The organism is Paenibacillus durus (assembly GCF_000756615.1).
Taxonomy (GTDB): Bacteria; Bacillota; Bacilli; order Paenibacillales; family Paenibacillaceae; genus Paenibacillus_AQ; species Paenibacillus_AQ durus.
Genome location: NZ_CP009288.1, coordinates 400,143 through 426,566, shown reverse-complemented (window position 1 = coordinate 426,566; position 26,424 = coordinate 400,143). Strand labels below are relative to the sequence as shown.

29 protein-coding genes and 1 pseudogene are annotated in these 26,424 nt (G+C 56.2%); 9 read left to right on the top strand and 21 right to left on the bottom strand.

Annotation, left to right across the window (positions count from 1 at the left end):
* Positions 1 to 6: 6 nt before the first annotated feature.
* Positions 7 to 603: a hypothetical protein gene (locus PDUR_RS02025; RefSeq protein ID WP_179945177.1), complete on the bottom strand. Its 597-nt coding sequence runs from the start codon at positions 601 to 603 to the stop codon at positions 7 to 9.
* 300 nt (positions 604 to 903) lie between these two features.
* On the opposite strand from PDUR_RS02025, the gene PDUR_RS29615 reads away from it, so the two are divergent.
* Positions 904 to 1,905 carry an HNH endonuclease gene (locus tag PDUR_RS29615; protein WP_042208972.1) on the top strand — a complete coding sequence of 334 codons (1,002 nt, stop codon included), beginning with the start codon at positions 904 to 906 and terminating at the stop codon, positions 1,903 to 1,905.
* 12 nt (positions 1,906 to 1,917) lie between these two features.
* Here the strand turns inward: PDUR_RS29615 and PDUR_RS28480 are convergent, their stop codons facing one another.
* Together PDUR_RS28480 and PDUR_RS02015 are read right to left on the bottom strand one after the other, a co-directional pair.
* Positions 1,918 to 2,142, bottom strand: coding sequence for a hypothetical protein (locus tag PDUR_RS28480; RefSeq protein ID WP_156130242.1), 225 nt, complete (start codon positions 2,140 to 2,142; stop codon positions 1,918 to 1,920).
* 1 nt (position 2,143) lies between these two features.
* Positions 2,144 to 2,341: a YwbE family protein gene (locus PDUR_RS02015; protein ID WP_042204867.1), complete on the bottom strand. Its 198-nt coding sequence runs from the start codon at positions 2,339 to 2,341 to the stop codon at positions 2,144 to 2,146.
* Between the two features lie 52 nt (positions 2,342 to 2,393).
* Here PDUR_RS02015 and PDUR_RS02010 point away from each other — a divergent pair, with 52 nt between their 5' ends.
* A complete protein-coding gene (locus PDUR_RS02010; protein WP_042204866.1) occupies positions 2,394 to 2,696 on the top strand; it encodes a hypothetical protein in 303 nt (100 codons plus the stop codon).
* A 7-nt stretch (positions 2,697 to 2,703) separates the two neighbouring features.
* Here PDUR_RS02010 and sdaAA read toward each other — a convergent pair whose 3' ends face one another.
* The 6 genes from sdaAA to PDUR_RS01985 all read right to left on the bottom strand — a co-directional run bounded on the left by sdaAA (position 2,704) and on the right by PDUR_RS01985 (position 6,120).
* On the bottom strand, positions 2,704 to 3,579 hold the full coding sequence (gene sdaAA / locus PDUR_RS02005) for an L-serine ammonia-lyase, iron-sulfur-dependent, subunit alpha (RefSeq protein ID WP_042204865.1): 876 nt from the start codon (positions 3,577 to 3,579) through the stop codon (positions 2,704 to 2,706).
* On the bottom strand, positions 3,576 to 3,752 hold the full coding sequence (locus PDUR_RS30170; protein ID WP_330217237.1) for an ACT domain-containing protein: 177 nt from the start codon (positions 3,750 to 3,752) through the stop codon (positions 3,576 to 3,578). The genes sdaAA and PDUR_RS30170 overlap by 4 nt, the downstream gene beginning before the upstream one ends.
* Complete coding sequence (sdaAB, locus tag PDUR_RS02000) at positions 3,713 to 4,279, bottom strand: L-serine ammonia-lyase, iron-sulfur-dependent subunit beta (protein WP_330217236.1); 567 nt, start codon at positions 4,277 to 4,279, stop codon at positions 3,713 to 3,715. Before sdaAB ends, PDUR_RS30170 begins: the two co-directional genes overlap by 40 nt.
* 219 nt (positions 4,280 to 4,498) lie before the next feature.
* A complete protein-coding gene (locus tag PDUR_RS01995) occupies positions 4,499 to 4,915 on the bottom strand; it encodes a GNAT family N-acetyltransferase (protein ID WP_042204864.1) in 417 nt (138 codons plus the stop codon).
* A 31-nt stretch (positions 4,916 to 4,946) separates the two neighbouring features.
* The gene (locus tag PDUR_RS01990; RefSeq protein ID WP_156130241.1) at positions 4,947 to 5,465 is read right to left on the bottom strand and encodes a GNAT family N-acetyltransferase; all 519 of its coding nucleotides are present in this window, start codon (positions 5,463 to 5,465) and stop codon (positions 4,947 to 4,949) included.
* Entirely contained in the window at positions 5,395 to 6,120 is a 726-nt protein-coding gene (locus PDUR_RS01985; RefSeq protein ID WP_081949343.1) for a DUF4269 domain-containing protein, read from the bottom strand. The genes PDUR_RS01990 and PDUR_RS01985 overlap by 71 nt, the downstream gene beginning before the upstream one ends.
* A gap of 227 nt (positions 6,121 to 6,347) precedes the next feature.
* Here PDUR_RS01985 and PDUR_RS01980 point away from each other — a divergent pair, with 227 nt between their 5' ends.
* Positions 6,348 to 6,791, top strand: coding sequence for a hypothetical protein (locus PDUR_RS01980; protein ID WP_042204861.1), 444 nt, complete (start codon positions 6,348 to 6,350; stop codon positions 6,789 to 6,791).
* Positions 6,792 to 6,793: 2 nt separating this feature from the next.
* Here the strand turns inward: PDUR_RS01980 and PDUR_RS01975 are convergent, their stop codons facing one another.
* The 3 genes and pseudogenes from PDUR_RS01975 to PDUR_RS28475 all read right to left on the bottom strand — a co-directional run.
* The gene (locus tag PDUR_RS01975; protein WP_042204860.1) at positions 6,794 to 8,557 is read right to left on the bottom strand and encodes a bifunctional ADP-dependent NAD(P)H-hydrate dehydratase/NAD(P)H-hydrate epimerase; all 1,764 of its coding nucleotides are present in this window, start codon (positions 8,555 to 8,557) and stop codon (positions 6,794 to 6,796) included.
* Positions 8,558 to 8,591: 34 nt separating this feature from the next.
* The gene (locus PDUR_RS01970) at positions 8,592 to 9,224 is read right to left on the bottom strand and encodes an NAD(P)-dependent oxidoreductase (RefSeq protein WP_042204858.1); all 633 of its coding nucleotides are present in this window, start codon (positions 9,222 to 9,224) and stop codon (positions 8,592 to 8,594) included.
* Positions 9,225 to 9,243: 19 nt separating this feature from the next.
* Positions 9,244 to 9,446: pseudogene (locus PDUR_RS28475) on the bottom strand (transposase); the annotation flags it as partial.
* Positions 9,447 to 10,320: 874 nt separating this feature from the next.
* On the opposite strand from PDUR_RS28475, the gene PDUR_RS26985 reads away from it, so the two are divergent.
* On the top strand, positions 10,321 to 12,039 hold the full coding sequence (locus PDUR_RS26985) for a lysyl oxidase family protein (protein WP_052409931.1): 1,719 nt from the start codon (positions 10,321 to 10,323) through the stop codon (positions 12,037 to 12,039).
* A gap of 248 nt (positions 12,040 to 12,287) precedes the next feature.
* On the opposite strand, the gene PDUR_RS29610 is transcribed toward PDUR_RS26985, so the two are convergent.
* Positions 12,288 to 12,545, bottom strand: a complete 258-nt coding sequence (locus PDUR_RS29610) for a DUF421 domain-containing protein (RefSeq protein WP_233277462.1) — start codon at positions 12,543 to 12,545, stop codon at positions 12,288 to 12,290.
* 153 nt (positions 12,546 to 12,698) lie between these two features.
* Between PDUR_RS29610 and PDUR_RS01950 the strand changes: the two genes are divergently transcribed.
* Positions 12,699 to 13,007, top strand: a complete 309-nt coding sequence (locus PDUR_RS01950; protein ID WP_042208968.1) for a hypothetical protein — start codon at positions 12,699 to 12,701, stop codon at positions 13,005 to 13,007.
* Positions 13,008 to 13,134: 127 nt separating this feature from the next.
* Here the strand turns inward: PDUR_RS01950 and PDUR_RS01945 are convergent, their stop codons facing one another.
* From PDUR_RS01945 to PDUR_RS01930, 4 genes are all read right to left on the bottom strand, one after another.
* A complete protein-coding gene (locus tag PDUR_RS01945) occupies positions 13,135 to 13,344 on the bottom strand; it encodes a YezD family protein (RefSeq protein WP_042204855.1) in 210 nt (69 codons plus the stop codon).
* Positions 13,345 to 13,450: 106 nt separating this feature from the next.
* Positions 13,451 to 14,314, bottom strand: coding sequence for a sulfate ABC transporter permease subunit CysW (gene cysW / locus PDUR_RS01940; protein ID WP_042204854.1), 864 nt, complete (start codon positions 14,312 to 14,314; stop codon positions 13,451 to 13,453).
* A 34-nt stretch (positions 14,315 to 14,348) separates the two neighbouring features.
* Complete coding sequence (gene cysT, locus PDUR_RS01935) at positions 14,349 to 15,185, bottom strand: sulfate ABC transporter permease subunit CysT (RefSeq protein WP_042204853.1); 837 nt, start codon at positions 15,183 to 15,185, stop codon at positions 14,349 to 14,351.
* Between the two features lie 82 nt (positions 15,186 to 15,267).
* On the bottom strand, positions 15,268 to 16,380 hold the full coding sequence (locus PDUR_RS01930; protein ID WP_042204851.1) for a sulfate ABC transporter substrate-binding protein: 1,113 nt from the start codon (positions 16,378 to 16,380) through the stop codon (positions 15,268 to 15,270).
* Between the two features lie 402 nt (positions 16,381 to 16,782).
* On the opposite strand from PDUR_RS01930, the gene PDUR_RS01925 reads away from it, so the two are divergent.
* The gene (locus tag PDUR_RS01925; RefSeq protein ID WP_042204850.1) at positions 16,783 to 19,086 is read left to right on the top strand and encodes an alpha/beta hydrolase; all 2,304 of its coding nucleotides are present in this window, start codon (positions 16,783 to 16,785) and stop codon (positions 19,084 to 19,086) included.
* A gap of 31 nt (positions 19,087 to 19,117) precedes the next feature.
* Here the strand turns inward: PDUR_RS01925 and comX are convergent, their stop codons facing one another.
* The 3 genes from comX to PDUR_RS01910 all read right to left on the bottom strand — a co-directional run bounded on the left by comX (position 19,118) and on the right by PDUR_RS01910 (position 21,443).
* Positions 19,118 to 19,315, bottom strand: a complete 198-nt coding sequence (comX, locus tag PDUR_RS01920; RefSeq protein ID WP_042204849.1) for a competence pheromone ComX — start codon at positions 19,313 to 19,315, stop codon at positions 19,118 to 19,120.
* Positions 19,316 to 19,349: 34 nt separating this feature from the next.
* Positions 19,350 to 20,264 (bottom strand): polyprenyl synthetase family protein, encoded by a 915-nt coding sequence (locus tag PDUR_RS01915; protein WP_042204848.1) that lies wholly within the window; start codon positions 20,262 to 20,264, stop codon positions 19,350 to 19,352.
* A 126-nt stretch (positions 20,265 to 20,390) separates the two neighbouring features.
* Positions 20,391 to 21,443, bottom strand: coding sequence for a lactonase family protein (locus tag PDUR_RS01910; protein ID WP_042204847.1), 1,053 nt, complete (start codon positions 21,441 to 21,443; stop codon positions 20,391 to 20,393).
* A 131-nt stretch (positions 21,444 to 21,574) separates the two neighbouring features.
* On the opposite strand from PDUR_RS01910, the gene PDUR_RS01905 reads away from it, so the two are divergent.
* The 3 genes from PDUR_RS01905 (at position 21,575) to PDUR_RS01895 (ending at position 23,787) form a co-directional block, all read left to right on the top strand.
* Positions 21,575 to 21,835: a GlsB/YeaQ/YmgE family stress response membrane protein gene (locus tag PDUR_RS01905; protein WP_042204846.1), complete on the top strand. Its 261-nt coding sequence runs from the start codon at positions 21,575 to 21,577 to the stop codon at positions 21,833 to 21,835.
* Positions 21,836 to 22,030: 195 nt separating this feature from the next.
* Positions 22,031 to 22,528 carry a CcdC family protein gene (locus tag PDUR_RS01900; protein ID WP_042204845.1) on the top strand — a complete coding sequence of 166 codons (498 nt, stop codon included), beginning with the start codon at positions 22,031 to 22,033 and terminating at the stop codon, positions 22,526 to 22,528.
* Positions 22,529 to 22,833: 305 nt separating this feature from the next.
* Positions 22,834 to 23,787: an L-lactate dehydrogenase gene (locus PDUR_RS01895; RefSeq protein WP_042204844.1), complete on the top strand. Its 954-nt coding sequence runs from the start codon at positions 22,834 to 22,836 to the stop codon at positions 23,785 to 23,787.
* A 123-nt stretch (positions 23,788 to 23,910) separates the two neighbouring features.
* On the opposite strand, the gene PDUR_RS01890 is transcribed toward PDUR_RS01895, so the two are convergent.
* On the bottom strand, positions 23,911 to 26,208 hold the full coding sequence (locus PDUR_RS01890; RefSeq protein ID WP_042204843.1) for a heavy metal translocating P-type ATPase: 2,298 nt from the start codon (positions 26,206 to 26,208) through the stop codon (positions 23,911 to 23,913).
* Positions 26,209 to 26,424: the final 216 nt, after the last annotated feature.

Sequence of the window (26,424 nt, the reverse complement as noted above, 5' to 3'; positions counted from 1 at the left end):
ATCTTCTTACAGCCGCCCTGGGCTGTTTATCTTTACCTTGAGACGGCGCCCACCCTTTTCATCATCTCCCCCATGGCTCTCCGGCCCGTGAGGCAGCAGAAAGAACCGCTGGACCGAAGGCAGCAGAGTCACGATCTGAATGAGCAGCCCAAGACTCATGTAAAATACGTGAACGAAGCTGACCGCATTCATGATATAAGTTTCCACCATAATCCAGATAATTTGTCCGAATCCCACATATAATGATAATGTCCACGCGGAATGCAGCTCTTTAAAAGGATTAAGCGCGTCGGCCCATGCCCAGCGCGGTCTTTTGACCATACCATACAGCACAAAGAGCGGAAACACTCCGAATACCGCCAGCAGCAAAATACCCGGGAACAAAAAGCTGGAAAAAGGAGAACGCAGCAGCACCGTATCTGCCGACATTCCCATCATGTCTCCACTTGGATCGATAATGAGAGCTAGCCCGCCGAAGGTCGCCCACACACTCAAAAAAACCTGCAAAACGTAAAGAAACAGTACGGCGGACGGCCGTTTTCCGGCCTTTGCCGTTCCTGCTCCCGCGCTAGGCTCAATCGTTTCCTTTACTTTTTGATTCATCCATGCTTCCCCGCTTCCATTCTTGAATTAGGCGGCTCAGGAACGAGCGGTCATCGGCTGTTCTCATTATACCAAAGCCTCCCTCACCGGTATGAGACACGGATTACACCCTGTGCAAAAAGCGCCGGGAGCAGCAGACAGTGTGATTATCCGCACTTTGCGTTATACTTAAACGAAGGGTGTAAATGATTCTTGAACCCCCACATTTAATAACTTTAGCTCCGTAGACGGAATATGAATTCATATATTTCAAAAAACGAGGTGACAGAGAGCGGCGGCTTTCAGCCGTCGCTTTTGAGTATGTCCATACTATTAGTTGATCCGCATACAACCAAACAGTGCGCTTATTGTCATCAGTATAAACCGCTCTCGGAATTCCGCAGACGCACCGGCAAGCGCTCCAAGTTGGAGTCACGCCGCGGCGCCTGCCGGGAATGCCGTAAACGCCGCGAAGCCGAAGCGGCCGGTAAAGCCGTGCTTTCCGAGGCAGCGCCGCCAGGTTCCCGGGCGATGCCGCCAGAATCCAGCGCGGCGGCGCCAGCGGCGGCCCGCTCGGCAGCAGCAGTCCGGGCCGCCGAAGTGCCCGGCCGCCAAGCAGCGCCGGTTCCGGCGAGCGGCTTCGCCCCGGTGCCTGCCGGAACCGGCAGGGCCAGCCTGCGCCGCCAGGCGGAAGCGCCTGCGCGGAAGGCGCCCGCGCCGGGCGGTGCGCTCGCGCAGGCGCCTGTACCGGGCGCTGCCGCGCCAAGCGCCCCCGGAGAGGCGCGCCCGGCCGGCGAACGCAAGCGTAAGCGTTCCCGGCGCCCGGACTCTGCCGAGCGGAAGCTGTATGGCTCCAGCGCGGATGGCTCCGCCAAGCCCAAGCCACGCCCGCGCGCGGCGGAGCAGACAGCGTCACTGAATCGCCAGCGCGGGCCGAGGCCCGCTCCGGATGATGTCTCTGCGCTCATTCCCTCCAAGCGGGGAATGATTCTGATGCGGGGACACAGCGACAAAGGACGGCGCTGGCATCAGGAGATTGATCTTGATCTCGCCGTTACGCTGGTCCGGGAACAGGCCGCCGTGGTGGTCAACAAGCGGACGATCCGCCGGCTGTACAGCAACAAGGACTTTCGCCGATATATATTGACCCGGGACAACTATACATGTTATTTCTGCGGTTTGTACGGGGATACGATCGACCACCTGCTGCCCCGCGCCAAAGGCGGACATACCACGCCGATGAACTGCGTCTGCGCCTGCAATCTGTGCAACCAGGCTAAAGCGGACCAGTACGCGGATGAATTTATGGGTAATAATCCGTAAACATCTGTAAATTTACGAAACGCCCCGTCCGACGGGCAGGGTCTGGCACCCTGACGCCGTAGAACGGGGCGTTTTGCGGCAGTGACAGCGGAAGCCTCCCTGGCCCTCGCCGCGCTTGCCGATTAATTCACCCGAGCGTCCTGAGCGCCGCATCGCCCGGAATCGAAGCTGCTCTGACAGGCTAGCCGGACGCTGCCCAATTCGCAAGGAGGTCGCTTGTCCGGCAGCTTCGGACATGCTATGGCCCCAAGATATGCTTGACCCGGCCCACCTGGCCGCTCGTCAGCCTTACCTTGATGCCGTGCGGATGACGGGGCGAATTCGTCAAAATATCCTTGACCGTACCCCGGGTCAGCTTGCCCGTGGCCTGATCCTGTTTCAGCACGATATCCACTTCAAGCCCCGGGCGGATATCCGATCTGCTTTGTCCATTCATCATTTGTCCTCCTTTCATTATGACTCTACACATAGATAAGGATGAACCCGCTATGGCTTTTGGCATTAAACGCGAAGAATTAAACCGATGGAAAAAAGCGGTCTCCGAAGGGGAGATCGCCTTCCTGACCCATTTTTGGCTCGATCCGAGGTTCCCCGGCATGACGACCGTGACCAAAGTCGGCTGCAGCGACCTGCATCGCCTTGCCGACTGGTGCAGGGTTCACGGACTGCCGCCGGAGCGTATTCACAACCGGCCTCCGTTCCCCCATTTCGATCTCATCGGCCCAAGACAGCCGGAAATCCTAAGGCTGGAGGGGCAATGGGAGCAGCTCCGCCGCTTCAATTTGCTGTAATTCCGCTCTACTTGCGCCGCAAATCGTCCATGATTTTGCGGCCGGTCGGCGTCTGGGCGAGCCCTCCGCCGGCCGTCTCGCGGTGAATCTCCGGCATGGCCGAGCCCACCTCAAGCATAACCTTGATGACCTCATCGGACGGAATGACGCTGCGCACTCCCGCCAGCGCCATATCCGCCGCGGCCAGCGCTGTCACGGCGCCGAATCCGTTGCGGACGATGCAGGGAATTTCAACCAGTCCCCCGACCGGGTCACAGATCAGCCCGAGCGTATTCTTCAGCGCCAGACCCACGGCATGCACCGCCTGAGCCGGAGTACCGCCGCGCAGTTCGGTCAGCGCTCCCGCCGCCATCCCGATCGCCGAGCCGACCTCGGCCTGGCAGCCTCCTTCCGCGCCGGAGACGAAGGAGTTATTGGCGATGACATAGCCAATAGCTCCGGCGGCAAACAGACCGTACGTCATGTAATCGTCATCCCAGCCGAATCGCTCCTGGCAGCTTAGGAACACGCCGGGAATAATGCCGCAGGACCCGGCCGTCGGCGTGGCGATGATGCGCCCCATCGAGGCGTTCACCTCCGAGACGGCTAGTGCATAGGCCATCGCCTGCCCAGCGGGGCCGCCAAGGCAGGATTCACTCGCGGCGTTATAGGCGCCGACGCGCTGGGCATCGAGTCCCGTAAGTCCGCTGCGCGAGGTCGTATCCTCCTGCATTCCCCGCCGAACAGCCTCTTTCATTACCCCGTAATATTCCTTCATTTTGGCAAATTCATGTTCCATTGGCCGTCCGGATTCGGCGCTTTGCTCTTCCACCATAAGGCCGCCAATGCTTAGAGCCCGTTGTTCCGCCAGAACGGTGAGCTGGCTTAACGTCTGAAAATTCATAAGCTCCGCCCCTCCCCATTCTCATCCTTCAGGCTTTCGTCCAGGTGGATCAGCTTTACCGATTTTACCGCAGGCAGTTCTTCAAGCTCCCGCAGCAGCTCCGGAGACAGAGCTTCATCCAGCTCCAGCACGGTCAGCGCCGCTCCGCTGCGGTTCTTGCGGTCCAAAGACATATGCCCGATTTCACCTGTCCCCGGCGCATCGTATCGGTTACGCTTGCCAGCACGCCGAGATAATCCATATGATGAATCAGAACGGTCGGATACATTCCGGACAGTCTGACGCTGAATCCGTCGATATCGATAATTTCGATATTCCCGCCGCCGATGGATATGCCTGTAAGCGTCAGCCCCCCGGCGCTTCCGGTCAACTGCAGCCGCACCGTATTGGGATGAGGGAATAATCCGGTTCCCTGTCTGAACGAAATTTCCATGCCGCTGCTTTCAGCGATTTCGATGGAGTCCGGCAGCCGCAGATCGTCGGTTAAGTAACCCAGCAGCCCTCCGGCAATCGCCCGGTCCGTACCATGTCCCTGATACGTAGCCGCAAACGACCCGAAGAAGACAACCTCAGCCTTTCGCGGCATTTCTCCCAGCAGCTGTCTGGCCGCCCGACCAATGCGGGCCGCGCCCGCCGTATGGGAACTCGATGGCCCGACCATCGCCGGCCCTATAATAGAAAATACATCCTTAAACCGCATGCTTAAGCCTCCGCTTTCTTCCAAATCTCACAATGCCGCATTCGGTTTCCCGCCGCTTCGTTCATTTAAGAGCAAAGAGAATCATTGCCTAATTATTATACTTCAACATTGGAAAAACTGTGAAATTTGTCGAACAACGGATTGCAGACTATTCATCGGACCCCGGACACCACGCAATACCAAATAAGCAGTCCCATTCCTTAAAAAAGAACCGGCACATCAGGTGCTGTGCGAGTACAGCAGAATGCTGTCCCTGAGCTCCCAGCCGATTCCGCTCCAGAACCGCTGCCCGTCCGCATTGCTCTCAATGACCATCAGGTGGCATTTGGCAATTCCTTCCGCGCGCAGCCGCTCAAGGCATCGGGCGACCAGCTTGCGCCCGATGCCTTTTCCCCGGTACTGGCCGCCTACGGCCACATGGTACAAAAAGCCGCGCCGTCCATCATGCCCGCACAGCGCCGTACCGGCAATCCCGCCGTCCGGAGCGATGCATACATGGCTGAGACCGCCGTTTCTCTCCAGAAATCGGACAATCTCCTCCCGCGAATCCGCCGCACTGAGTCCCATGCCTGCGGTATTCTCCCACAGCCTATAGGCCGCGTCGTAATCTTCCTTCGTCATCTCTCTGTAAATCATTATTCTCCCCCAATTTCCCCATGCAAAATAATCAGTTCTCCGTTCCCCTTCCCCGCTTTACGAAACGGTAGCCTGTTATCTCATAGCCCAGCTCCCGGTAGAAACGATGTGCCTCTTCCCGGGCGGTTCCGCTGACAAGCCAGGTGCCCTTGCAGCCTCGTTCCGCCGCCATTTGTTCCGCAAACGCCATCAGCCTGCTGCCGACGCCCTGCCTCCGGGCAGCCTTGTCCGTCACCAGCAGTGAAATTTCCCCATAACGGGTCAGGTCCTCTATATTTTCCCTCAGCCGAAATCCCAGACAGCCAAGGAGGAGCGGCGCCCCCTTTCTTGCAGTGGCATTCGTTTCTCGTTCGGGCAAAACCGATCCCTCGCCCTCCTCCGATGACGCTGGGCTTTCGCATACAAAAAGCTCTTCAATCGGACTCATCCGAATAAAATCCAGCCGAAGCTCGAGATCCCGCACAGAATGTGATTTGCCGTCAAGCTGCTCCATCAGCCCGGCCAGGGCCGGAGCATCCTCTTGCACCGCCTTGCGGATCATCATTCCCACGTATGCCGTCACCTCCTACACTTTTATCATCATTGTCATGAATTTTCATTTCCGTTTTCATTTCTATGCACTGCCGTTTTGACCAGGACTTCCGGCACAGCGCATCAAGCGCCGGTTCATCCAGCCGTTCAAGCTGAAGCAGCGCTTCATAAGGATCGCCTTCCAGTGCCAGAAGCTGCGCGAAGGCAGGCTCCGTCTTGATCCCATCCGCTTTCAGCAGCCGCACCCGTTCCCGAAAGCCCTCGCCCAATATGTCTAGAATCCGGGCTTCGACAACCATATGAATATAGCCGTTCTGCCTGCTTACCGGTACCGGCTGTCCAAAGATCTCCACAGGCCACTTCCCTGCCGTAAAACGCGCAACGACGCGCGGCTTTCCGTTAACCTCCCGGCTGGAGCAGCGATAGTCCGCCGTCCCGCCGTAGCAGCGTTCAACGGCGCCACGAAATGTGCCAATATCATGCACTTCGCATAAAATATCGAGATCGCTGCCCTGCACCTGCAGCCCCAGCGGGACCGTCCCGGCCAGAACGGGGTCCCAATCCGCGAGGGTAGCCATCAGCTTTAAATCTTCGAGCAGGGCATGTACCTCCCGCTGGACCGCCGAGCCATTTTTTAAATATGAAAGGTCTTTCCAATAATCGAATGCCGTCATGCGGCTCCCCCTCTGTTACCGCTGGTTGCCAGGCGATCCGACGTTCAGGCGGTCACCCTTCCCTGGGCCTACGCATAGAAATATACCACCCAAGAAGAAACGGCTTCGCTGTCCTGTTAGGGACGGTACCGTTTCTCTATAAATTCTTATATTTCCAGAAGAAACCGCTGCGCCGTCTTTATATAGACGCAGACCTACAGCCTATTTCGCCAAAGGAGAGTCGGTATATGAAACCTAACCACTCCGAGAATTTCCCGTCCGTCCGCCTGACGGCGGGCATGTATGCGCTGAGCAAGCTGTCCGCTGCCGGATTGACCTTCACGCTGCTGGGCCTGATCTCACTGGCCGCGCCTGATGCTGCCGCAGGCTGGCTGGCTTCGCCGGCATACAATGTATACTCCTATGCTCTTACCGTCTCGCTGCTGGCTGACGGACTGCTTAGACTGACGGGAACCAGGTCAAGAGCCTTCCTCTTGATCATATATGTCCTTGCCGGGTTCGGCGCAGGCCTGTGGCTCGCTCACGACCAGGGAAGCGGATGGGCAGCCAACGCGTCCACCGGAATAGCGGTACTGCTCCTGTTCCGCTTGAACCAGTTAGCCGGTGAACACATTCCAGAGCTGCTTCCCATGTTCGCCCTGTTCGTTCCGCTGCTCTGCCTGCTGCTCTAAAGTCAGAGCGCCTCGATAATGTCCGAAGCGATAACCGACGCCGGATCGTCCCGGAGAAGAGCCGCCTTTTCGCCGGCCAGTCCATGCAAATAGACCCCGAACGCCGCAGCCTGGACACCCTCCAGCCCCTGCGCCAGCAGACCGGCGATGATACCGGTCAGGCAGTCGCCTGCGCCGCCGGTGGCCATCCCCGGATGTCCGGTCGTGTTGACAAAAATCCGGCCATCCGGCGAGGCAATTACCGTATGCGCTCCTTTAAGCACAAGGATCACACCGCGCTCCCGGGCATAGCTTAGCGCCAGTCCGATCCGGTCACGCTGAATTTCCATCGTGCTCACACCAGCCAGCCGGGCCATTTCGCCGGGATGCGGCGTCAGAATTACAGGCTCCCGGCGGCTCTTCCATGACCTGTAGTCACACTCCGCCAGAATGTTCAGCGCGTCGGCATCCACGACAAGCGGACATTCCGCGCCTTCCCAAATTCTTTTGAGCCATTCCTTGTCCTCTTGGAACCGCCCGATTCCCGGGCCGACGGCCAGCACATCCTTCTTCTCGGCAAGATTCAGCACCTCTTCCGCCGCCTCGGCATTCCAGGTTCCGTCCGCTTGACCGCCGGCGTCCGCCAGCATCAGTTCGGGAGCCGCGCCTACGAGAAGAGGCAGCAGCTTGCCCGGCACCGCCCAGGTCGCAAGCCCGCAGCCCGCCCGCAGCGAGGCGCGGGCTGCGATCAGACCGGCGCCGCTCATGCGCAAGGACCCGGCGGCCACCAGCACATGGCCGTAGGTGCCTTTATGCCCGTCAGGCACGCGCCGGCGCGAGACATCGACGCCCAGCACGCCTTCCAGCACAGCTGGCGTAAGCCAGTAGGCGGACAAGCCCTCTTCCCGGGCGAGTCCGGCCGGGATGCCGATCGACCGGACAACGATGCGGCCCGCTGCGCCCGAACCGGGATACTGGAGCAGGCCGCGCTTGAGAAAGGCGAGACAGACCGTAAGCGACGCCTGAATGCACGGCTCATGCGTCTCGCCTGTGTCCGCGTTCAGTCCGCTTGGAATGTCAGCGGACACGACCGGCTTGCCGCTGCCGTTCACTGCGGCAATCAGCTCCGCGTAGGCGCCGCGCGGCGCGCCCGCTGCGCCCGTTCCCAGCAGCGCATCCAGGACGCCGCTGTACCCGGCAAAGCCGGGACTGCCGCCGCCATGTACGGCGGCAGGCAGACCCATTGCTGCAGCGGCATCGCGCTGCAGGGCGGCCTCGCCGGTCAGCGACTCCGGCGGGACCGCGTACAGCAGCGAGACGGCGATGCCCGCCTCGCGCAAGTACCGGGCGGCAACCAGTCCGTCGCCGCCGTTGTTGCCCTTGCCGACGAGCACGAGCCAGTGCTCGTCTTCGGCATGCTCCGCCATCAGCGCGGCGTCCCCGCTGATGTGAAGCTTCGGCGCGCCCGCTAGCGCGCCGCCGCTGGGGTTGCCGCCGCGCAGCGCACGCCCCGCGGCGGTATTCCATGCCGCGCCTGCTCCCGGCGCGGCCGCTTCTTCGTGGGCTGCGCCCGCCGCCCACGCTCCGGCACTATGCGGCGCGCCGCCATCCCGCGCCGCCCGGGCTGGCAGCGGCGCGCGGCCCACTCCGCGCCGCCGGCACAGAGCAATAATCTCCTCCGCGATGGCGCGCCCGGCATTTTCCATCAGGGCAACCGCAGGAATGCCCAGCCGTTCAATTGTGATGCGGTCCAGCCGCCGCATTTCCTCCGCCGTAACTATATGCATCCCTTGTTCCCCTTTCTTTATTTCACGGGCCGCGTCAATATCCCACCGTGAACCGCGCCTTGATGAAGTTGCCTTCCTCCAGTTCATCAATCACCGCAGCAGCGTAATCCTCCACGCTGATCTCGCTTCTTCCGTTCTCGTCTACAACCAGCCGGTCCAATCCGATACGGAACTGTCCCGTACGCCGCCCCGGCGAGATAATCGCGGCAGGACTGGCATATGTATAATCCAGGCCGGAGTGCGCATAGATTTCATAGGCATCGGCATGAGCCGCCGCAAGCGGCTTTACCTCCTCCGGGAACTCCGGCGTATCCATCAGCCGGTCGCCCGAATCCGTCTTCAGGCTTCCCGCTCCGCCGACTATAATCAGCCGGTTAACCCCGGCAGTCTTCAGTCCTTCCACGAGCGAACGGGCAACTTCCAGCAGCTCGCCCTCCGCGCCGAACTCAGGCTCGTAAGCGCTAATAACAGCCTCGCAGCCTTTAGTTGCCTGGGCCACCTCTTCCGGTCTAAGCAGGTCGATGGGCAGCGTAAGCAGACCTCCATGCTGAATCTCTATTGCCTCCGGGTGCTGAAACTGGGCCGTCACTTCATGCCCCCGCTTCAGCGCTTCCTCCAGAATTGCGCGCCCGATCGTTCCCGATGTGCCGAACAGCACCGTTTTCATATCCTTTTCCCCTACTTTCTAGAATACCGATTTTGTAACATCGACGATTGCGTGTAAAATAGTGTCGACTTGATACGCTTTGATGCAATTATGTCGTCCTTCCACAGTTGCATTGGTCCATCGGCAGTGATGGTAGTTCACGATTTCATCTTCCCAATTGTACATCGTTTTCAACGTGCACCGCACCGCTTCATGGTTAATGCTCTCACTTTGCAGACACCAGAAGAAGTAACCATATTAAAATATACCCAAACGGAAAGTTTATAAAGAAAATATAAGCTCAAAGGTTACTCATTTATACTATTTTAACAAAAAAATAGATGAATTAAACAAAAATGGCAGCATCATCACATTTGCCAAATTAAACAATGTTGATTGTGTTATTTTTATGATGCGAAAGTGAGACGATATCCAGAATGCACTGCTCTGCCGATTGTTACAAACTCCACTAGCGTTCACCTCGGTTAGGCATTGTAAGTCTTTGCAAGATCATTAATCCACTTTATAACAGTTTTGGTTGGTTTAATAGATCCGCACAATTCGATATGCCATGTGTTGCAGCTAAAAAAGACTTCGAATTATATTTTGAAGTCTTTTTTACATGTAACCTCTTGAATTACATCTCTGTCATTCAACATATCTGCCCGTCCCGATTCGGTCTACAGCTTTATTTTCTTCGGACATTCGCATACCGCAGCTATTGGGTCGAATGGAAGAGTTGCGCGAGCTCGCGTTAGTCTAGATTACGTGCTGCTTCGTTTTGAAAAGCATACCTTTATAAACAGAAAAGACCTTCAGAATTAGCACAGTACTTTAGAACAAACACCGTGATTAGAAATTTGAGGGAATTAGTGTTACATAAATCGGTTTTTGGTCGGTGAAAATACTTGCGGAAGGAATTTTCGTTTCCAGCTCAATGAAAGTGTTAGGGTAATTACCATTTGAACCACGGTCCGAAAGACGTCTGATCAGCTACACGGCCGTTAGGCTATTACCGTGACCGATCCTTCCCTGGCTGGATTGAGACGGTTATGGGCTGCACACCAGTAGAATCAATGTTAGACAATCATTTTATTAGGCAAAAGGAGGATACAGTATGGGCGCCAATCTTGTTCCAATTGTAAGGAATTTCTCGATTCATACGGAGACATTTGCCGTGAATGATCACAGTATTCAGGACGGTTGTGTAACACCCGGAACCCACAGGGTCATGCGCTTCGACTTTCTGTCACACAACATTGGTGATGCAGACCTTGTGGTTGGAGCACCTGCGGACCACCCCGAATGGTTCGTATACTCCGGCGCTCACGGTCACTATCACCTGAAAGATTTCAACGAATTCATCCTGCTGGATCGATGGGGCAACCAGGTGACAAGCGGCTACAAACAGGCCTTCTGTTTGATCGACGTTGAGCACAGGAGTGCTTGGGGGCCAGCTCAGGCCAGGTTCAGAGACTGTAACACCAATCAGGGAATCTCAGCCGGGTGGGCGGATCTTTACAATAAATCGCTCGCCTGCCAATTCATCGTACTGGATGGAGTGCCGGATGGCGACTACACCCTGGTTAGTACGACCAATGCCCGGCGAATCATTCCGGAAGATACCTACGCAGACAACACCATCTACACCGGCTTGCGCATCAGTGGGAACTCGGTTACCGAAATCAGTCTCTCTCAGGCTGTTTGGCAACCGGCATGGAGTCCAACCGCTATTGCTCGGTCGACAGGGCACTTAGATCTTTTCGTAATGGGTAATGATGGTCGGGTCTATACCAGTTGGTGGCACGAGGGTAGTGACTGGTCCGGGATCAACGATAACTGGCGCTCGATCGGTGGGTTCTTCCCGGTGGGCGCTCCTGTAAGCACAGTGGCGCGGAGGCCAGGCATCCTCGACCTCTTCGTCGTGGGCAACGACGGTCGGGTCTACACCAGTTGGTGGGTTGAAGGCACGGACTGGTCCGGGATCAACGATAACTGGCGCTCGATCGGTGGGTTCTTCCCGGTGGGCGCTCCTGTGAGCGCGGTGGCGCGGAGGCCAGGCATCCTCGACCTCTTCGTCACGGGCAACGACGGTCGGGTCTACACCAGTTGGTGGGTTGAAGGCACGGACTGGTCCGGGATCAACGATAACTGGCGCCCGATCGGTGGGTTCTTCCCGGTGGGCGCTCCTGTGAGCGCGGTGGCGCGGAGGCCAAACATCCTCGACCTCTTCGTCACGGGCAACGACGGTCGGGTCTACACCAGTTGGTGGGTTGAGGGTGCAGACTGGTCCGGGATCAACGATAACTGGCGCTCGATCGGTGGGTTCTTCCCGGTAGGCGCTCCTGTGAGCGCGGTGGCGCGGAGGTCAGGCATCCTCGACCTCTTCGTCGTGGGCAACGACGGTCGGGTCTACACCAGTTGGTGGGTTGAAGGCACGGACTGGTCCGGGATCAACGATAACTGGCGCTCGATCGGTGGGTTCTTCCCAGTGGGCGCTCCTGTGAGCGCGGTGGCGCGGAGGTCAGGCATCCTCGACCTCTTCGTCGTGGGCAACGACGGTCGGGTCTACACCAGTTGGTGGGTTGAAGGCATGGACTGGTCCGGGATCAACGATAACTGGCGCTCGATCGGTGGGTTCTTCCCGGTGGGCGCTCCTGTGAGGGCAGTGTCGCGGAGGCCAGACATCCTCGATCTCTTCGTCGTGGGCAACGACGGTCGGGTCTACACCAGTTGGTGGGTTGAGGGCACGGACTGGTCCGGGATCAACGATAACTGGCGCCCGATCGGCGGGTTCTTCCCGGTGGGTTCTTCCCGTCGGTTGATCTCCGTGTAGAATGGGTTTGGGAACAGATAGGTGACACTCCGGTTCTATCCATCTTCATTGATGTTCAAAGAAAATAAAGTTATAGACTGTTCCAATAAACGAAACAGCGGCAGACTAAGACATAAAAATATAGTCTTATACTGCCGCTGCCTTTAATTAAACTTACGTTCCCACGAGAGTTTAACAATATCTCTGTAGCCTAGCCTGTTAACAAGGAATCATTAATCTTTGAACCGCAATTGCTGGGCCTCACGGATTTAATATTCCAGTTTCTCGTTACGCCATCGATCTACACTGTAGCTTTCAATCTGGCGCAGCATCATCCGCAGTTGGCCGAAATCAAGGCCCCGCTTCATTTCCTTCATATTGCCCACAATTTCACTCAGCATCATCGCAGAGACAAAATCGAAGGGAGTCAGCTGGGAAATCCTCTTTTTCCCGAGCAGCCGCGCCATGATCCATAAACCGACGAAACCGGTGACCCGCTTGATCGTAATTAATTTATAGTCCATCATACGTTCCTCCTGCAATCGTTAATGAGCCACAACGAATATTACCCAATCCGCAAAGCAGTTAAAAAATAGTCAGGGGACCGTTAAGGGCTTGCATACCTTGTATCACCGCACGTTCTATGGAATATTAATATTAAGGAAAGGTTGGTGAAGGAGATGTCTCCTTGGGGAAAACTGTTTAAATGGGGCACTTTTGCTTACGAGGCTTTTCTGGCGCTTCCGTTCATCGGCGGCGCATTCGTTGTGGCCAACGCTTGGCTGCCGCTCGGGGTCGCTTTTCTGCTGCATGCCATCGCTATTGCCGTGCTGTATAATGAGCGGGGGCCCGTCACCGGCAACATTATCGGAGTCGTTACTTCTATTATCGCCATCATTCCAATCGTAGGCTGGATCATGCATGCCATAACCGCCCTGGTTCTGCTGATTGAGGGTATTTCGTCCGCACGGCGGACACCCCGGTACTAAGCCGTAAGATCCGGGAAACACAGACAGCGGCCCGCCTCCGGGTTATCCCGGGAGCGGGCCGCTGTCTGCTGATCCATAAATTAATAAATGATTCCATATCCGATTCTTAGCGATAGCTTGCGGGTCATTACCGTCCCGCAGCACGAGAATCAGGACGCCGGGTTACGGCTTCTCCGCTGTGCCGTGTGGCGTTCTCGAACCGCTTGCGTTCCGTCCGCTCCATCTGCACGATCTGGCCTTCATGCACAACAATATGCAATGAGCCGAATTCCATACTGTCCAGAAGTCCCGCAATCCTCTCCAGCCAAATTTCATCCACTTTCAGCGGTTTAGCCAATTCACTAGCCCTCCTTCTCATTCCGCAGCGGGTTAACCGCCCCACTAAATACCGTAATTTCCAACCTGTATACTATGGTTTAAATTAGCATGCTGCCTATCTTCTGTCAATGACTACTTTTACGCTGCAGCCAACTTTTGATCAGCATGGTCACGAGCGCCAGCAGAAGAAGCAGGGATGCAACCGCGAAGGAAGCCGAGAACTGATACTCGTTGTAGAGAATCTCCACATGCAGCGGGAGCGTGTTGGTCTCCCCGCGAATGTGGCCCGAGACAACAGATACTGCGCCGAATTCACCCATCGCCCGCGCGTTGCATAGAATAATGCCGTACAGCAGGCCCCATTTAATATTGGGAAGCGTTACGCGGAAAAAGATCTGCCAGCCCTTTGCGCCAAGCGTTAGCGCCGCTTCCTCCTCCTGCGTTCCTTGATCTTCCATCAGCGGGATCAATTCACGAGCTACAAATGGAAAGGTTACGAACATCGTGGCGAGTACGATTCCCGGAACGGCGAACACGATTTTGATATCATGCGCGTCAAGCCACGGGCCAAACCAACCGTGCGCACCGAAGACCAGGACATACACGAGACCGCCGATAACCGGCGAGACGGCAAAGGGAAGATCAATAAGCGTAATGAGCATTCCTTTGCCGCGAAATTTGAACTTCGCTATGGCCCAGGCGGCCGCTACGCCGAATATCGTATTCAGCGGCACGCTAATGCCCGCCACCAAAAGAGTCATCCGCAGTGCGGAAGCGGCGTCGGGATCTTTCAGCGCGGCCCAGTATACATTCCAGCCCTGCTTAAGCGCCTCGGTCAGCACAATGCTCAGCGGGAGCACAATCAGCCAGAGCAGCACCAGCCCGGCAGCTCCGATAAGCAGCCATTTGACCGCGGACGATTCGTTCACAGCCGCTGCGGGTACGGCCGCCTTCGGCCGTCTGCCGCGAAGCGGGACAGTTCCAGCCATCCTTATTCCTCCTTTAGTTTAAATAGTGGGGGCCTTAGCGTGATGCCTTGCGGGTCCATCGCTGAAGCATATTGATCACAAGAAGCATCAGGAAGGAAATAAGGAGAAGCAGCAGCGCCACTGCCGTTGCTCCAGCGTAATCGTACTGCTCCAGCTTCGACATGATGAGGAGCGGAGCGATCTCTGTCCGCATGGGCATGTTGCCCGAGATGAACACAACCGAGCCGTATTCGCCGATTCCCCGGGCAAAGGCCAAGGCAAAGCCGGTGATCAGGGGCGGAATCAGCTCCGGCAGCAGCACCTTGCGGAAGATACGCCAGCGTCCTGCCCCCAGCGTGGCTGCCGCTTCCTCCGTATCCCGCTCCAAATCCTCCAGCACCGGCTGAACGGTGCGTACGACAAAAGGAATACCGATGAACATTAGCGCCAAGGAAATGCCCAGCGGCGTAAACGCCACTTTGATGCCGAGCGGCTCAAGCAGCGAGCCGATCCAGCCATTGCCGGAATACAGCGCCGTCAGCGACACGCCTGCCACCGCCGTCGGCAGCGCGAACGGCAGGTCGATCAGGGCATCGAAGATTCTTTTTCCCGGGAATCGGTAGCGTACCAGCACCCATGCCAGCAGCAGTCCCAGCAGACCGTCCACCAATGCGGCCGCCGCCGACGTGGTCAGACTGACCCGGTATGAGGCCAGAACCCGAGGGTCCGTAGCCACCGACCAGAACTTCGCAAAGGTCAGTCCCGTTGAATTGAACAGCAGCGCAGCCAGTGGAATAAGCACGACAAGACTCAAGTATAAAATGCTGTACCCCATGGTCAGACCGAATCCCGGCAGCACCCCCCGCCGCGTCGCCTTAGCAGTGACATTCATCGATTGTTCATCCTTTCTCCGCCTTCGGCACCGTTCAGCCGATCAGCCCCACCGTATTTCCTGCTTCTATCCCAAGATTTCCTTATTTGCCAGGCACATAGATCTGGTCAAAGACACCGCCGTCGTTAAAATGCTTCTGCTGCGTTTCTTGCCACGTTCCAAATTTATCAGCGAGCGTGAAGAGCTTGATATCCGGGAACTTGGACTTGTACTCTTCCTTAACGCTGTCAAGCGTCGGACGGTAGTAGTTCTCTGCAGCGATCTTTTGGCCCTCTTCGCTATACAGATATTTCAGGTAAGCATCCGCAACCTCGCGGGTTCCTTTCTTATCGACCACTTTATCGACTATAGCTACCGGAGGCTCAGCCAGAATACTTTCCGAAGGATACACAATATCGAATTTATCCTTGCCCAGCTCATTCACGGACAGGTAGGCCTCGTTCTCCCAAGCAAGCAACACATCGCCGATTCCGCGTTCCACAAAGGTTGTGGTCGCGCCGCGCGCCCCGGTATCAAGCACAGGCACATGCGTAAACAGGTTCTTGAGGAATTCCTGAGCCTTGGCCTCGTCATTATTGTTATGATCCAGCGCGTAACCCCAAGCCGCCAGGTAATTCCAGCGGGCGCCGCCCGATGTCTTCGGATTCGGGGTGATAACCTCTACGCCGTCCTTCAGCAGATCCGGCCAATCCTTGATGCCTTTCGGATTACCCTTGCGAACCAGGAACACGATGGTCGAGGTGTAAGGGGAGCTGTTATGTTCATATTTGCTCTGCCAGCCTTCATTAATCAGGCCAGCCTTTTGCAAGGCGTCAATATCGTAGCCGAGCGCCAGGGTTACGACGTCCGCTTCCAGACCATCCTGCACGGCGCGGCTTTGCTTGCCGGAACCGCCATGCGACTGTTTAATTGTCACTTTCTGTCCGGCCTCTTTCTCCCAATAAGCGGAGAAGGCTTTGTTATAGTTCTCATACAATTCACGAGTAGGATCATAGGAGACGTTCAGCAGTTCCACCGGCTCTTTCGATTGTGCGGGCGACGCCGCCGCCGTTGGCGATGCGCTGCCTGCAGCCGCAGACTCCGGCGAAGCAGAAGATCCGCTCTCTGCGCCGCTGTTACTTCCGCAAGCCGTAAGACCCGCCGTCAGCAGCAGCGCAAATCCTGTCAATAGTCCCTTTTTCAGCCTTTTTTTCATTTCAATCTCTCCCCCATTTGATGTACCTGTATTTTTTGCAAAAACAGACAGTGGAACCCCGCTGGCACTCAGACCGGCAAAGCGGCCAATGCGTTCCTAGACATGGGTTTCGCCGTCTGTACGGTAAGAAAATATTTATTATTCCTACCAAATTAGTAGGTTATGAAAATATAATAATAGGCTCCCCCACTCTTGTCAATCATTTATTTTCGAGTGGAATACAAGGATTTATCCAACAACCGGAATTCTTTCTAACGCGGACGTGATAGATTTGCAGCTCTTTAAGGAAAGCCGCTATTTTTTTCGCTCCTGCAAGTACCACTTGTCAGACATGCGGCAAAAGACTATTATTGCTACATCTTGCTGAGGAATCCGCTTAGCAGCGAAGCCGGAGGATTAAAAATGGACCTGGAACTGGGACAGCCGCCCGTGCCGGAAAGACCCGGGCGGTACAGGCGCATTGCGGAAATTTTGGTCAACCGAATCCGCGAAACATACCGCTATGATACCCGTATATGGCGCTTGGGGATTGCCGGGCCGTGGTTAGTAAGCTTTGCGGCTTGTTCAGCCCTCATGCTGGGGATTCCCACCGGCCTCGGAAGGCCGGCGGATCTGATGCTGGCCGCGGGATTTGGAACGGCCATGCTGGCTGCGGCGGGCCATCTGACAGCTGTGCTGCTCGCACTGGCATCTTTACGTCTCCCGCGGCTGTTCACGGGATGTCTAGCCGGCAGCGCCGGAATTGTCATGGTTATTCTCTATAGCGCTGATCTTACCGCTGAAGCTTCCGCCGCTGTCGCCGCAGCAGCCGCCGCGCTCGGAGCGCTTGCAGGCATTGCCATCGGACTCCTGGGGAGAGGCAAAATCGTTCCCGGTCTGCTGATCATGGCAGCGCTGCTGTCCCTTCCGTTCATTCCGGCAGGCGGATTGCAGCTTCAACAGGGAGGCGCTCCTGACAAGGCAGCGGATTCACCCCCGGCAAATAGCGCCGCTGCCGCTGGCTCTCTGACCGCGGCCAATCCGGGAATGCCGGGCGGATATGCATACCGGAGCTTCACCTATGGCAGCGGAAGCGACCGGCGCCGGGCCGAATACGGGAGCGGGGCGGCTGTCCGCTCCTCTTCCGTGAACGCTTCTTCCTATATGAAGAAATGGTCTGCGCTCCGCACACTGTTCTGGGGCTTCGACCCGGAATCGCTGCCGCTGAACGGACGGGTATGGATGCCGGAGGGAGACGGTCCTTTTCCGCTTGTGCTTATCGTACACGGCAACCATATGATGGAGGATTTTTCGGACGGAGGTTACGCTTATCTCGGTGAACTGCTTGCGAGCCGCGGGTTCATCGCCATCTCCCTGGATGAGAATTTCCTGAATTATTCGGCCTGGTCAGGCATTCCGGAGGGCGACTACAAGCTGCGCGCCTGGATCATTCTGAAGCATTTGGAGCAGCTCGCTTCCTTTTCGTATGCACCGGATAATCCTTTTTACGGCAAGATCGATTTTGCAAAAACAGCCCTGATCGGGCACAGCCGCGGCGGGCAGGCGGCCGCCATGGCGGCGGACGCGCAGCGCTGGTTTAAGGACGATCCCGTCCTTAAGCCTGCCAGCAGATTCCATATTTCGGCGGTGGCCGCGATGGCTCCCACCGACCAGACGGTCGACGGCCGGTTGGCCCAGCTTCATGATGTAAGCTATATGGCCCTCCATGGCGCGCGGGACGGTGATGTGCATGATTTCTACGGAGACCGGCAGTATATTCGCTCATTCTATTCTGCTTACACGGACGCCTTCAAGACCTCGCTGTATATCGGCGGCGCGAATCACAGCCAGTTCAACAGCGACTGGGGCCTCCTTGATCTTCCGCCGCCGGCCGGGCTGTTCCTAAACCGCAGCGGCATAATGAAAGAGGAGGAGCAGCGGCAAATTGCCAAAGTGTACATTTCGGCCTTTCTGGAACAGGCGCTGCATGGCAGCAGCGAGTATACCGGCCTGTTCCGGGATTACCGGAGCGGCCTGCAGTGGCTGCCCGCTTCGACGGCTTATTTCAACCGCTATCAGGACGGCGGATTCAGGATCATAGCGGGCTACGAAGAGGATCGGAACAGGGCGACGCCAGAAACCGGCGGCTTAATTACAGCTTCAGGAGTAAGCTGGACCGAGGAAATGGCCAAAGACCGGGAGGGAGGAGGCAAAGGGACATACGGAGCGTTGCTGGAACGCAGAGCCGGCGAAGCGGGGGAAGCATTCTACCGCATTGCGCTGGGGAACGGACCGGCTGCCGATGCCGCGCTCTACGGAGCGGACGGCCTGTCCTTCTCCATGGCCAACCTTGGTGCCGGTTCAGTCTCCGGCCTGCCGCCGCAAATAGAGGTTGAGCTGGCCGATCGCCTCGGCGTCAAGGCGCGTCTGCCGCTCTCGGCGGTCATGACGCCCCTGCCGCTGCCGCAGACGCGCTTCGCCCGGATACCCTGGCTGGAGCAGCGCATCAGCGGAGGCAAGTACGGCGATCTTACCGAAGCGGTCTTTCAGACCTATGAGCTTTCATTCGATCTGTTCCATAAGCAGAATCCTTCCTTCGATCCGGCGCATGCGGCGCAGATTACCTTCTATCTTCTCGGCGATGGAGACGCCGTCATGCTTGATGATATCGGCTTTTATTCCGGCGGGTCGCATCCTTCTCCTATACAAACAGCCTTAATCCGTTGATTCAGATTAAGGCTGTTTTTGCATCTTCAGGTTATAGTGCTGCTGCCGCTTTGACGGTGTCCCAGGCTCCCAGTTCCCCGGCTTTGGCAACCCGGTTCTTGTCATCCAGCGCTTCCAGCAGCGCTCTTCGCTCAACTTCGCTGATTCCAACAAGTTCATACTGGCCGTTCTTTAAACGATGGGCTGCTGCGGGATCTTTCATCAAGCTTTGAATGATTTCCTTTAACATGGACAATTCCCCCAATCGATTATTGTGCCAAGGTCTATTCGGCCAAGGCGGTGATACGGTTCTTCCAGTGAGCGTCGATATCCAGCTTGTCTACGATCTGCAAGTAATTATAGCAATGCATTCTCATCCGTACAGAGGTATAGAGAAAGGTTCCCGTCCGTTCGACGGCTCGTTCGAATTCCTCCCTGCGGTGGCTGATCTCCTCCATCCGGAGGCGTCCTTCAAAGTAATCGGCGATCCATTTATCCTCCTCGGCGATAAACTGAAGTAGATACAGCGTGGACAGCGTTTTTTTACGGTTCTTGAAATCCCCCCTTTCCCAATCCAGCAGATCGCGGATGTCGTTCTTGATCTGATCGGCGATTCCGAGTTCTTCGGCATAGTCTCTTACTTGACTGTTCCACTCGCCGGTAGCCAGGAACGTGCCGATCATGCAGGCGGCGACCACGAATGCAGCCGACTTTTGCTTGATCATGCGGAGGTAATCCTCCTCGGTCCTAATATCGTTCAGCAGATCCGCCGTTTGCCCGTTAATAGCCGCGAGGGTCTGGGTGTTCATAAATTGTACAGCCCCGTGAATCCGTTCCAAGGGGAATTCGCAGGTAAGCAGCATCTGCCCGGAAATGAACGTGAGCCCAAAGGCAATGTTAAGCGCAATTTCGGGGCTCATCCGGCTCCATGCCGTCAAGCTGTTGTCCTTATCCTGAAGGTCGTCGACAATATCCGCGCTTAGAATCATGAGCTCAACCGCTCCGGCAGCCCGAAATATGGAAGGACCCGCTCCTCCAAAAGCCCGGTAGTGAAGCACCGTAAGATTAGCGAACGGCAGATTCCCTCTCAGCTTCTCATCTATACAGGCAACCGCTTGCTCGTACAAGTGCGGCAAAGCGAAATAAGTCCGCACGCCTTCCTTGATTTCCTTACCCACTGATTCCGCAATATCCTCCATCCTATCCCCCATTTCGGTTAAGGAATGTGACAAAAATGCGTATCAACGATATCTATTCGAGTTTCCATTACCAATTCCTTCTATATTTTTGGAGAACTATAAATTTTATGAAAATACTGAGCTCATTCAACTCAGAATGGCAATACAGACCGGCTTCGGCACTTCCAGTTCATTGCCCGTTGGAATCAGCCTGCCGTTCTCGCTGTCGATCGTAAACGACGTAATATTGCCGCTGTTCTGATTGGCGGCAAGCAGCATTCCTCCGGCAATGGCGAAGTTGCGCGGCGTATGGCCGCCGGTGCTCTGCCAATCCATCGCCTTCAGCAAGCCGGTTCCTTTATCAACGTGGAACAGGGCGATGCTGTCATGCCCGCGGTTGGATACATACAGGAACCGGCCGCAAGGGGAGGTGTGAATATCGGCCGCCGTATCGTCGCTTCCCGCGCCGTACTGCTCCGGCAGTGTGGACAGATGCTGCCGGACTTCAAGATTCCCGGATGGCTCTCCCGCCCCAAGGACCGATACCGTACAATTCAGTTCGTTGACGCAGTACAGCCACTTTCCGCTCGGATGGAATGCCAAATGGCGCGGTCCCGAGCCGTCAGGCAGCACCACTTCGCCATACCGGGTGAGCTTGCCGTCTTCGTGACGGTAGAGCATAATCCGGTCGAGGCCGAGATCGCATACCAGTACCCGCTTCCCGCTTGCGTCTGAGATTACGGAATGCGGATGCGGCGCTTCCTGCCGGTCTTCGCGAAAGCCCTTGCCGGCATGAAGGACCTGGGAGGACATCTCCCCGAGCGAGCCGTCTTCATTAACCGGGAAAGCATTGACATTGCCTCCCGAATAGTTGGAGACAAATACATAGTCCCCCTCCGGAGAGATAGAAACGTAGCAGGGGGCTCCTCCCTCTGTCCGCCGCGCGCCCAGCATGGACAGCTTATTTGTCCCGGGATCGACGGAATAAGCGCTGACCTCCCCGGCTTCCTTCTCGCTGACGGCATACAGCACATTCCCTGCACGGTTCAGCGTTATGTAGGATGGATTCTCGATTCCCGAGGTTTGTTGAATGATTCTCATCTCTCCATTTCCTGTATTCAATCCGCAAAAATAAATGGACGGCTGCTCTTCGGGACTGTACGTTCCGATATAAAACAATACTTCATCTGAGCGTTTCATACTAAGCGTCTCCTTTAACAAAAGGTAGTAGGATTCTGATATTTCGGCAAAATATGACACCTGATTGAAACCTTCCATTTTAGGTTAATAGTTAGCATCCAATACTAATACCCTAAAGGAGCTGAAGCATGATGAGTCTCATATGGATGCTGATTGTTGGCGGTATTATTGGTTGGTTGGCAGGCCTGATCATGGGAAGAGATATTCCGGGAGGCATTATCGGCAACATTATCGCCGGTATTCTGGGCTCCTGGCTGGGCAGTTTTCTGGGTGACTGGGGTCCGCGTGTCAGTGAATTCTACGTCCTGCCGTCTTTGATCGGCGCGATCGTTCTTATTGCAATCGTCAGCTTGGTCATGCATTCGATGGGTGGACGGCGAACCCGTTCCTAATTACTTTACCCTGCAGCAGCCTATTTACAAACAATATGCTGAGCAATATAATCGCCTGGCTGGCCGCTTGGCGGTTTTTTTCGTTTACATTTGGCAGCGGTGCGAGGATCGGCTGGGCGCAGACGTTTAGGTGCCGAAGGCATTTTTTGCTATAATGTACATACTCCACTTTTAATTCAGAGAGGAACGTGAATCATGGGCAGCATCAATCCGTCGTTACTGCATATCGGCTCCACCTTGGGCGCGCTGCTGATGGCGCTGATGGTTATTTTTATCCGATTAAAAGCAAGCGACCGCCCCGTTACCCTCCGCAAAATCCTTATCCCGCCGCTGGGCATGTCGACCGGCTTCATCATGTTTGCCGTTCCCGAGGTCAGGGTTCCTCTATGGTGGGCGCTTGCCGCTTTTCTTGCGGGATGGTTTGTTTTTGCTTATCCGCTTATTAAAACGACCACCTTCCACGAAAAGGAGGGGCTGATTTACGCCAAACGCTCCAAGAGCTTCATTCTTGTTCTGCTCGGATTGCTTCTGGTCCGCACGCTGCTGCATGAATTCATCGACCGCTACATATCCATTCCGCAGTCAGGCGGTCTATTCTTTATTCTGGCATTCGGCATGATTCTGCATTGGAGGGTCTTTATGTTTCGAACCTACCGCAAGCTCGTTCCGCAAGATACGCTTGTTTCGCGGTAGCAGACCCAGGTTGTCTCCATGAGGCATTCCCGGCAACGTAGGCCAGAAAGTTCCCTTTGTCCGCAATGAGCTGTGACTGGCATCCGCCATTTACCTTCCGCATGGCTTCCATGCGGTTAATTGCGCATGTAAGCATAGTTCCTATAGAGGTCCGGTTTGCGCGCTAATGCGGCAAGAGGAGCATGTACCTTTTTTCACTCATGTCAGGTAACTTACGGGTATTTAGGGTAAAATGAAGTCATAGACCGAGTTTTTCGGATTAACGAATCTTTAGCCATCTTTTATAAGAGAGCGAGGATAGGCAGATGAAAAGAAAATCAAGAAAAGTAGCGATCGTCGGTTCCGGATTGGTCGGCTCCAGCTGCGCCTATTCCATGGTCAATCAGGCGATTTGTGATGAAATTATGATGGTCGACCGCACATATGACCGCGCAATGGCGCAGGCGCTTGATCTTTCGCATTGTACGGATTTTATGGGTACGCGGACCAAAGTATACGCCGGAACTACAAGCGATTGCGCCGGCATGGATATTGTAATCTTAACGGCAGGAGCTAATCCGAAGCCCGGGCAGACCCGGCTTGATGTGCTCGACGACGCGAAGACCATTACCCGAAGCATCGTTACGCCGATTGTGGAGAGCGGGTTCGACGGTATTTTTGTCATCGCCGCCAATCCCGTAGATATTGTGACTTATCTCGTCTGGCAAATCTCCGGCCTGCCGCGCCACAGGGTAATCGGAACAGGGACATCCATCGATTCGTCCAGACTGAAGACGCTGCTGTCCGAGGTATTCTCCATCGATCCCCGCAGTGTGAACGGCTATGCGCTCGGCGAGCATGGCGAATCACAGTTTGTGGCCTGGTCGCATGTGACCATCGGCGGCAAGCCGATCCTGCATATTCTGGATCAGCATCGCGAACGGTTCAAGCATCTGGACCTCGGTGATCTCGCCCGCAAGACCAGGGATGCCGGCTGGGAGATTTACACCCGCAAGGGCTCAACGCATTTTGGAATCGGCAGCGCGCTGGCGTATATCGCCCGCTCCATCCTGAACGACGAGCATAAAATCATCGCCGTGTCCGCCATCCTGGACGGAGAATACGGACAGAAGGGCATCTGTACCGGCGTGCCCGCCATCATTGGGGGAGAAGGCATACAAGAGTTGATCGAGCTGAATCTAAACGAGGAAGAGTCCGCCAAGTTTACCGCTTCGTGCGATATTATCCGCCGCGGCATCGACAGTCTCAGCCCTAGCTGATGACCTCGCGAAAGATAGGGCGATTCTTGGGGCATTAAGTAAAAGAACCACCGGAAATGGCATCCATATTGATAGCCATTCCGGTGGTTCTTTTAATGATTTTGATCAGTCTTAGTCTGGAACTTAACCCTGCACAGAGGGTGCGCGAAGCGCCCGCATGCTGTTGAGCACCGCAAGCACCGTCACGCCGACATCGGAGAAGACCGCTTCCCACATCGTCGCGATGCCGAACGCTCCAAGCTGCAGAAAGACCACCTTAACCCCAAGCGCGAATATAATATTCTGCCACACAATCGTCCGGGTGCGGCGGGCGATACCGATCGCCGATGCAATCTTGGACGGCTCATCGGTCATAATGACGATGTCCGCCGCCTCGATGGCGGCATCCGATCCCAGTCCCCCCATCGCGATCCCAACATCCGCTCGCGCCAGAACAGGCGTATCGTTGATGCCGTCGCCGACAAAGGCGATTTTTTCCCGGCCCGCCTTTTGGGATTCCAGGCGTTCGATCTGCTCCACCTTATGCTGGGGCAGAAGCTCGGCATGGATTTCGCCGATGCCCAGCCGCTTCCCTACATCCTCGGCCACCGCTGATGCATCGCCGGTCAACATCACTGTCTTGGCTACGCCGATTTTGCGGAGAGCGGAAATCGCCCGGGCCGCATCCTCCTTCACTTCGTCGGCGATGACAAGACTGCCGGCATATTGGCCGTCCACGGCCAAATGCACGATTGTTCCGGTTCCGGCAGGCTGCCAGAATGCGATGCCTTCCCGCTCCATAAGACGCGCGTTCCCCGCGAGGACTATGCGGCCTTCAACAGATGCCCGGATACCGTGGCCGGAAATTTCATTGTAGTCGGTAATAGTGCTTGCTTCGATGCGCTGACCGTAAGCCGCGACAATGGACTCCGCAATCGGATGGCCCGAATGGCTCTCCGCGTACGCGGCCAGCCGCAGCAGCTCGCTCTCCGTCACGCCTTCTGCCGGATGAATACCCGTCACCTTGAACTGTCCCTTGGTCAGCGTGCCCGTTTTGTCAAAGACTACGGTCTTGACATCGTTCAGCGCCTCCAGGTAGTTGCTGCCTTTAATCAGGATACCGCTGCGCGATGCCGCCCCGATGCCGCCGAAGAAGCCGAGCGGAATCGATACGACGAGGGCGCATGGGCAGGAGATTACGAGGAAGACCAGCGCCCGGTAAATCCAGTCGGAGAACGTCGCTCCGCTGAACAGAGGAGGTACCACGGCCAGCAGCGCGGCCGTAATGACGACAACAGGCGTGTAGCCCCGGGCGAACCGGGTAATGAAGTTCTCGGTCTTGGCCTTGTTATTCGACGCATTCTGTACCAGCTCCAGAATTTTGGAAACCGCCGATTCCGCAAACGTCTGAGTTACCTCCACGGTGATAACGCCGTTCTTGTTAATGAATCCGCTCAGCACCGCGCTTCCCGGTTCTGCCGACCGCGGAACCGATTCGCCGGTCAGCGCCGAGGTATCCATCATCGCGCGGCCTTCGATGACCGTTCCGTCAAGCGGAACCTTCTCGCCCGGCTGCACGACGATGATATCCCCGATATTTACCCGCTCCGGAGAGACGATTTTCGTCTCTTCCCCGGTCCGCAGGCGCGCCGTTTCGGGCCGGATATCCATCAGCGCCGTGATGGAGCGCCGGGAACGGTTGACCGCAAGGCCCTGGAACAGCTCGCCAACCTGATAGAACAGCATGACGGCGACGCCTTCCGGGTACTGGCCAATCGCGAATGCGCCGATGGTCGCCAGCGCCATCAGAAAGTTCTCGTCAAACACTTGTCCCCGTGCGATATTTCTCACGGCCTGCCATACGACATTTCCGCCTGCCGCAAGGTAAGCCAGCAGGAAGAGAGCAAGCTCCCAGTAACCTCCGAATGGAATGAGGTAACCGGCTGCGGCCAGTGCCGCCCCGACCCCGAGGCGCAGCAATGTCCGCCGCGTCTCTCCCTCGCCATGGCTGTGCGAATGTCCGTGCGTGTGGCCTTCTTCTCCGGCATGTGCGTGTTCATGTTCGTCCTCGTGTTCATGCCCATCCTCGTGTTCATGTTCATCTCCGTGTTCATGCCCATGCGCTTCGCGGTGGCTCCGAACTTGAACGTTTCCGCGAACCGTTCCGGTATAAGCGGCAGACCGGGAGACCGCTGCGGCTCTCTTCTCCAGCAGCCGCACATGCGGTTCAATCGAGACCACCGTCTGCTCAACCTGAGAAACCCCTGTCTCCGGAAAGCTGCTGTCCGTTTCCATCGTCAGCGTCTTGGTTGCAAAATTGACCGAACAGGAAGCGACCCCGTCCATCTTGCTCACCCGGTTCTCAATTTTCATCGCGCAGTTGGCGCAGTGCAGACCTTCCAATATCCATTGGCGTTTGACCGTTGGCTCTACCGTATTCACTCTCCCCAGCCCCTTCCGTAACGCTTACGATTAATATATGAGCAACTGTTCATATGTTGTTAACCTCATTATATTCCTATCCCATTTCCGGTGTCAATCGGTAACGAGCTTGACGGGGATGAAAATTTCGTGCATCCTGCTTGCGCTGAACTTGAAAAAAACGGCCATCTCACAATCGGCGGAACACAGCTTCAACTAGCTGGCACACCAGCAAAA

Bases quoted from the DNA above. Each gene is read 5' to 3' on its own strand.
- PDUR_RS02025 (WP_179945177.1), bottom strand. From the start codon at position 603: ATGAATCAAAAAGTAAAGGAAACGATTGAGCCTAGCGCGGGAGCAGGA.
- PDUR_RS29615 (WP_042208972.1), top strand. From the start codon at position 904: ATGTCCATACTATTAGTTGATCCGCATACAACCAAACAGTGCGCTTAT.
- PDUR_RS28480 (WP_156130242.1), bottom strand. From the start codon at position 2,142: ATGTCCGAAGCTGCCGGACAAGCGACCTCCTTGCGAATTGGGCAGCGT.
- PDUR_RS02015 (WP_042204867.1), bottom strand. From the start codon at position 2,341: ATGAATGGACAAAGCAGATCGGATATCCGCCCGGGGCTTGAAGTGGAT.
- PDUR_RS02010 (WP_042204866.1), top strand. From the start codon at position 2,394: ATGGCTTTTGGCATTAAACGCGAAGAATTAAACCGATGGAAAAAAGCG.
- sdaAA (WP_042204865.1), bottom strand. From the start codon at position 3,579: ATGAATTTTCAGACGTTAAGCCAGCTCACCGTTCTGGCGGAACAACGG.
- PDUR_RS30170 (WP_330217237.1), bottom strand. From the start codon at position 3,752: ATGTCTTTGGACCGCAAGAACCGCAGCGGAGCGGCGCTGACCGTGCTG.
- sdaAB (WP_330217236.1), bottom strand. From the start codon at position 4,279: ATGCGGTTTAAGGATGTATTTTCTATTATAGGGCCGGCGATGGTCGGG.
- PDUR_RS01995 (WP_042204864.1), bottom strand. From the start codon at position 4,915: ATGATTTACAGAGAGATGACGAAGGAAGATTACGACGCGGCCTATAGG.
- PDUR_RS01985 (WP_081949343.1), bottom strand. From the start codon at position 6,120: ATGACGGCATTCGATTATTGGAAAGACCTTTCATATTTAAAAAATGGC.
- PDUR_RS01980 (WP_042204861.1), top strand. From the start codon at position 6,348: ATGAAACCTAACCACTCCGAGAATTTCCCGTCCGTCCGCCTGACGGCG.
- PDUR_RS01975 (WP_042204860.1), bottom strand. From the start codon at position 8,557: ATGCATATAGTTACGGCGGAGGAAATGCGGCGGCTGGACCGCATCACA.
- PDUR_RS01970 (WP_042204858.1), bottom strand. From the start codon at position 9,224: ATGAAAACGGTGCTGTTCGGCACATCGGGAACGATCGGGCGCGCAATT.
- PDUR_RS26985 (WP_052409931.1), top strand. From the start codon at position 10,321: ATGGGCGCCAATCTTGTTCCAATTGTAAGGAATTTCTCGATTCATACG.
- PDUR_RS29610 (WP_233277462.1), bottom strand. From the start codon at position 12,545: ATGATGGACTATAAATTAATTACGATCAAGCGGGTCACCGGTTTCGTC.
- PDUR_RS01950 (WP_042208968.1), top strand. From the start codon at position 12,699: ATGTCTCCTTGGGGAAAACTGTTTAAATGGGGCACTTTTGCTTACGAG.
- cysW (WP_042204854.1), bottom strand. From the start codon at position 14,314: ATGGCTGGAACTGTCCCGCTTCGCGGCAGACGGCCGAAGGCGGCCGTA.
- cysT (WP_042204853.1), bottom strand. From the start codon at position 15,185: ATGAATGTCACTGCTAAGGCGACGCGGCGGGGGGTGCTGCCGGGATTC.
- PDUR_RS01930 (WP_042204851.1), bottom strand. From the start codon at position 16,380: ATGAAAAAAAGGCTGAAAAAGGGACTATTGACAGGATTTGCGCTGCTG.
- PDUR_RS01925 (WP_042204850.1), top strand. From the start codon at position 16,783: ATGGACCTGGAACTGGGACAGCCGCCCGTGCCGGAAAGACCCGGGCGG.
- comX (WP_042204849.1), bottom strand. From the start codon at position 19,315: ATGTTAAAGGAAATCATTCAAAGCTTGATGAAAGATCCCGCAGCAGCC.
- PDUR_RS01915 (WP_042204848.1), bottom strand. From the start codon at position 20,264: ATGGAGGATATTGCGGAATCAGTGGGTAAGGAAATCAAGGAAGGCGTG.
- PDUR_RS01910 (WP_042204847.1), bottom strand. From the start codon at position 21,443: ATGAAACGCTCAGATGAAGTATTGTTTTATATCGGAACGTACAGTCCC.
- PDUR_RS01905 (WP_042204846.1), top strand. From the start codon at position 21,575: ATGAGTCTCATATGGATGCTGATTGTTGGCGGTATTATTGGTTGGTTG.
- PDUR_RS01900 (WP_042204845.1), top strand. From the start codon at position 22,031: ATGGGCAGCATCAATCCGTCGTTACTGCATATCGGCTCCACCTTGGGC.
- PDUR_RS01895 (WP_042204844.1), top strand. From the start codon at position 22,834: ATGAAAAGAAAATCAAGAAAAGTAGCGATCGTCGGTTCCGGATTGGTC.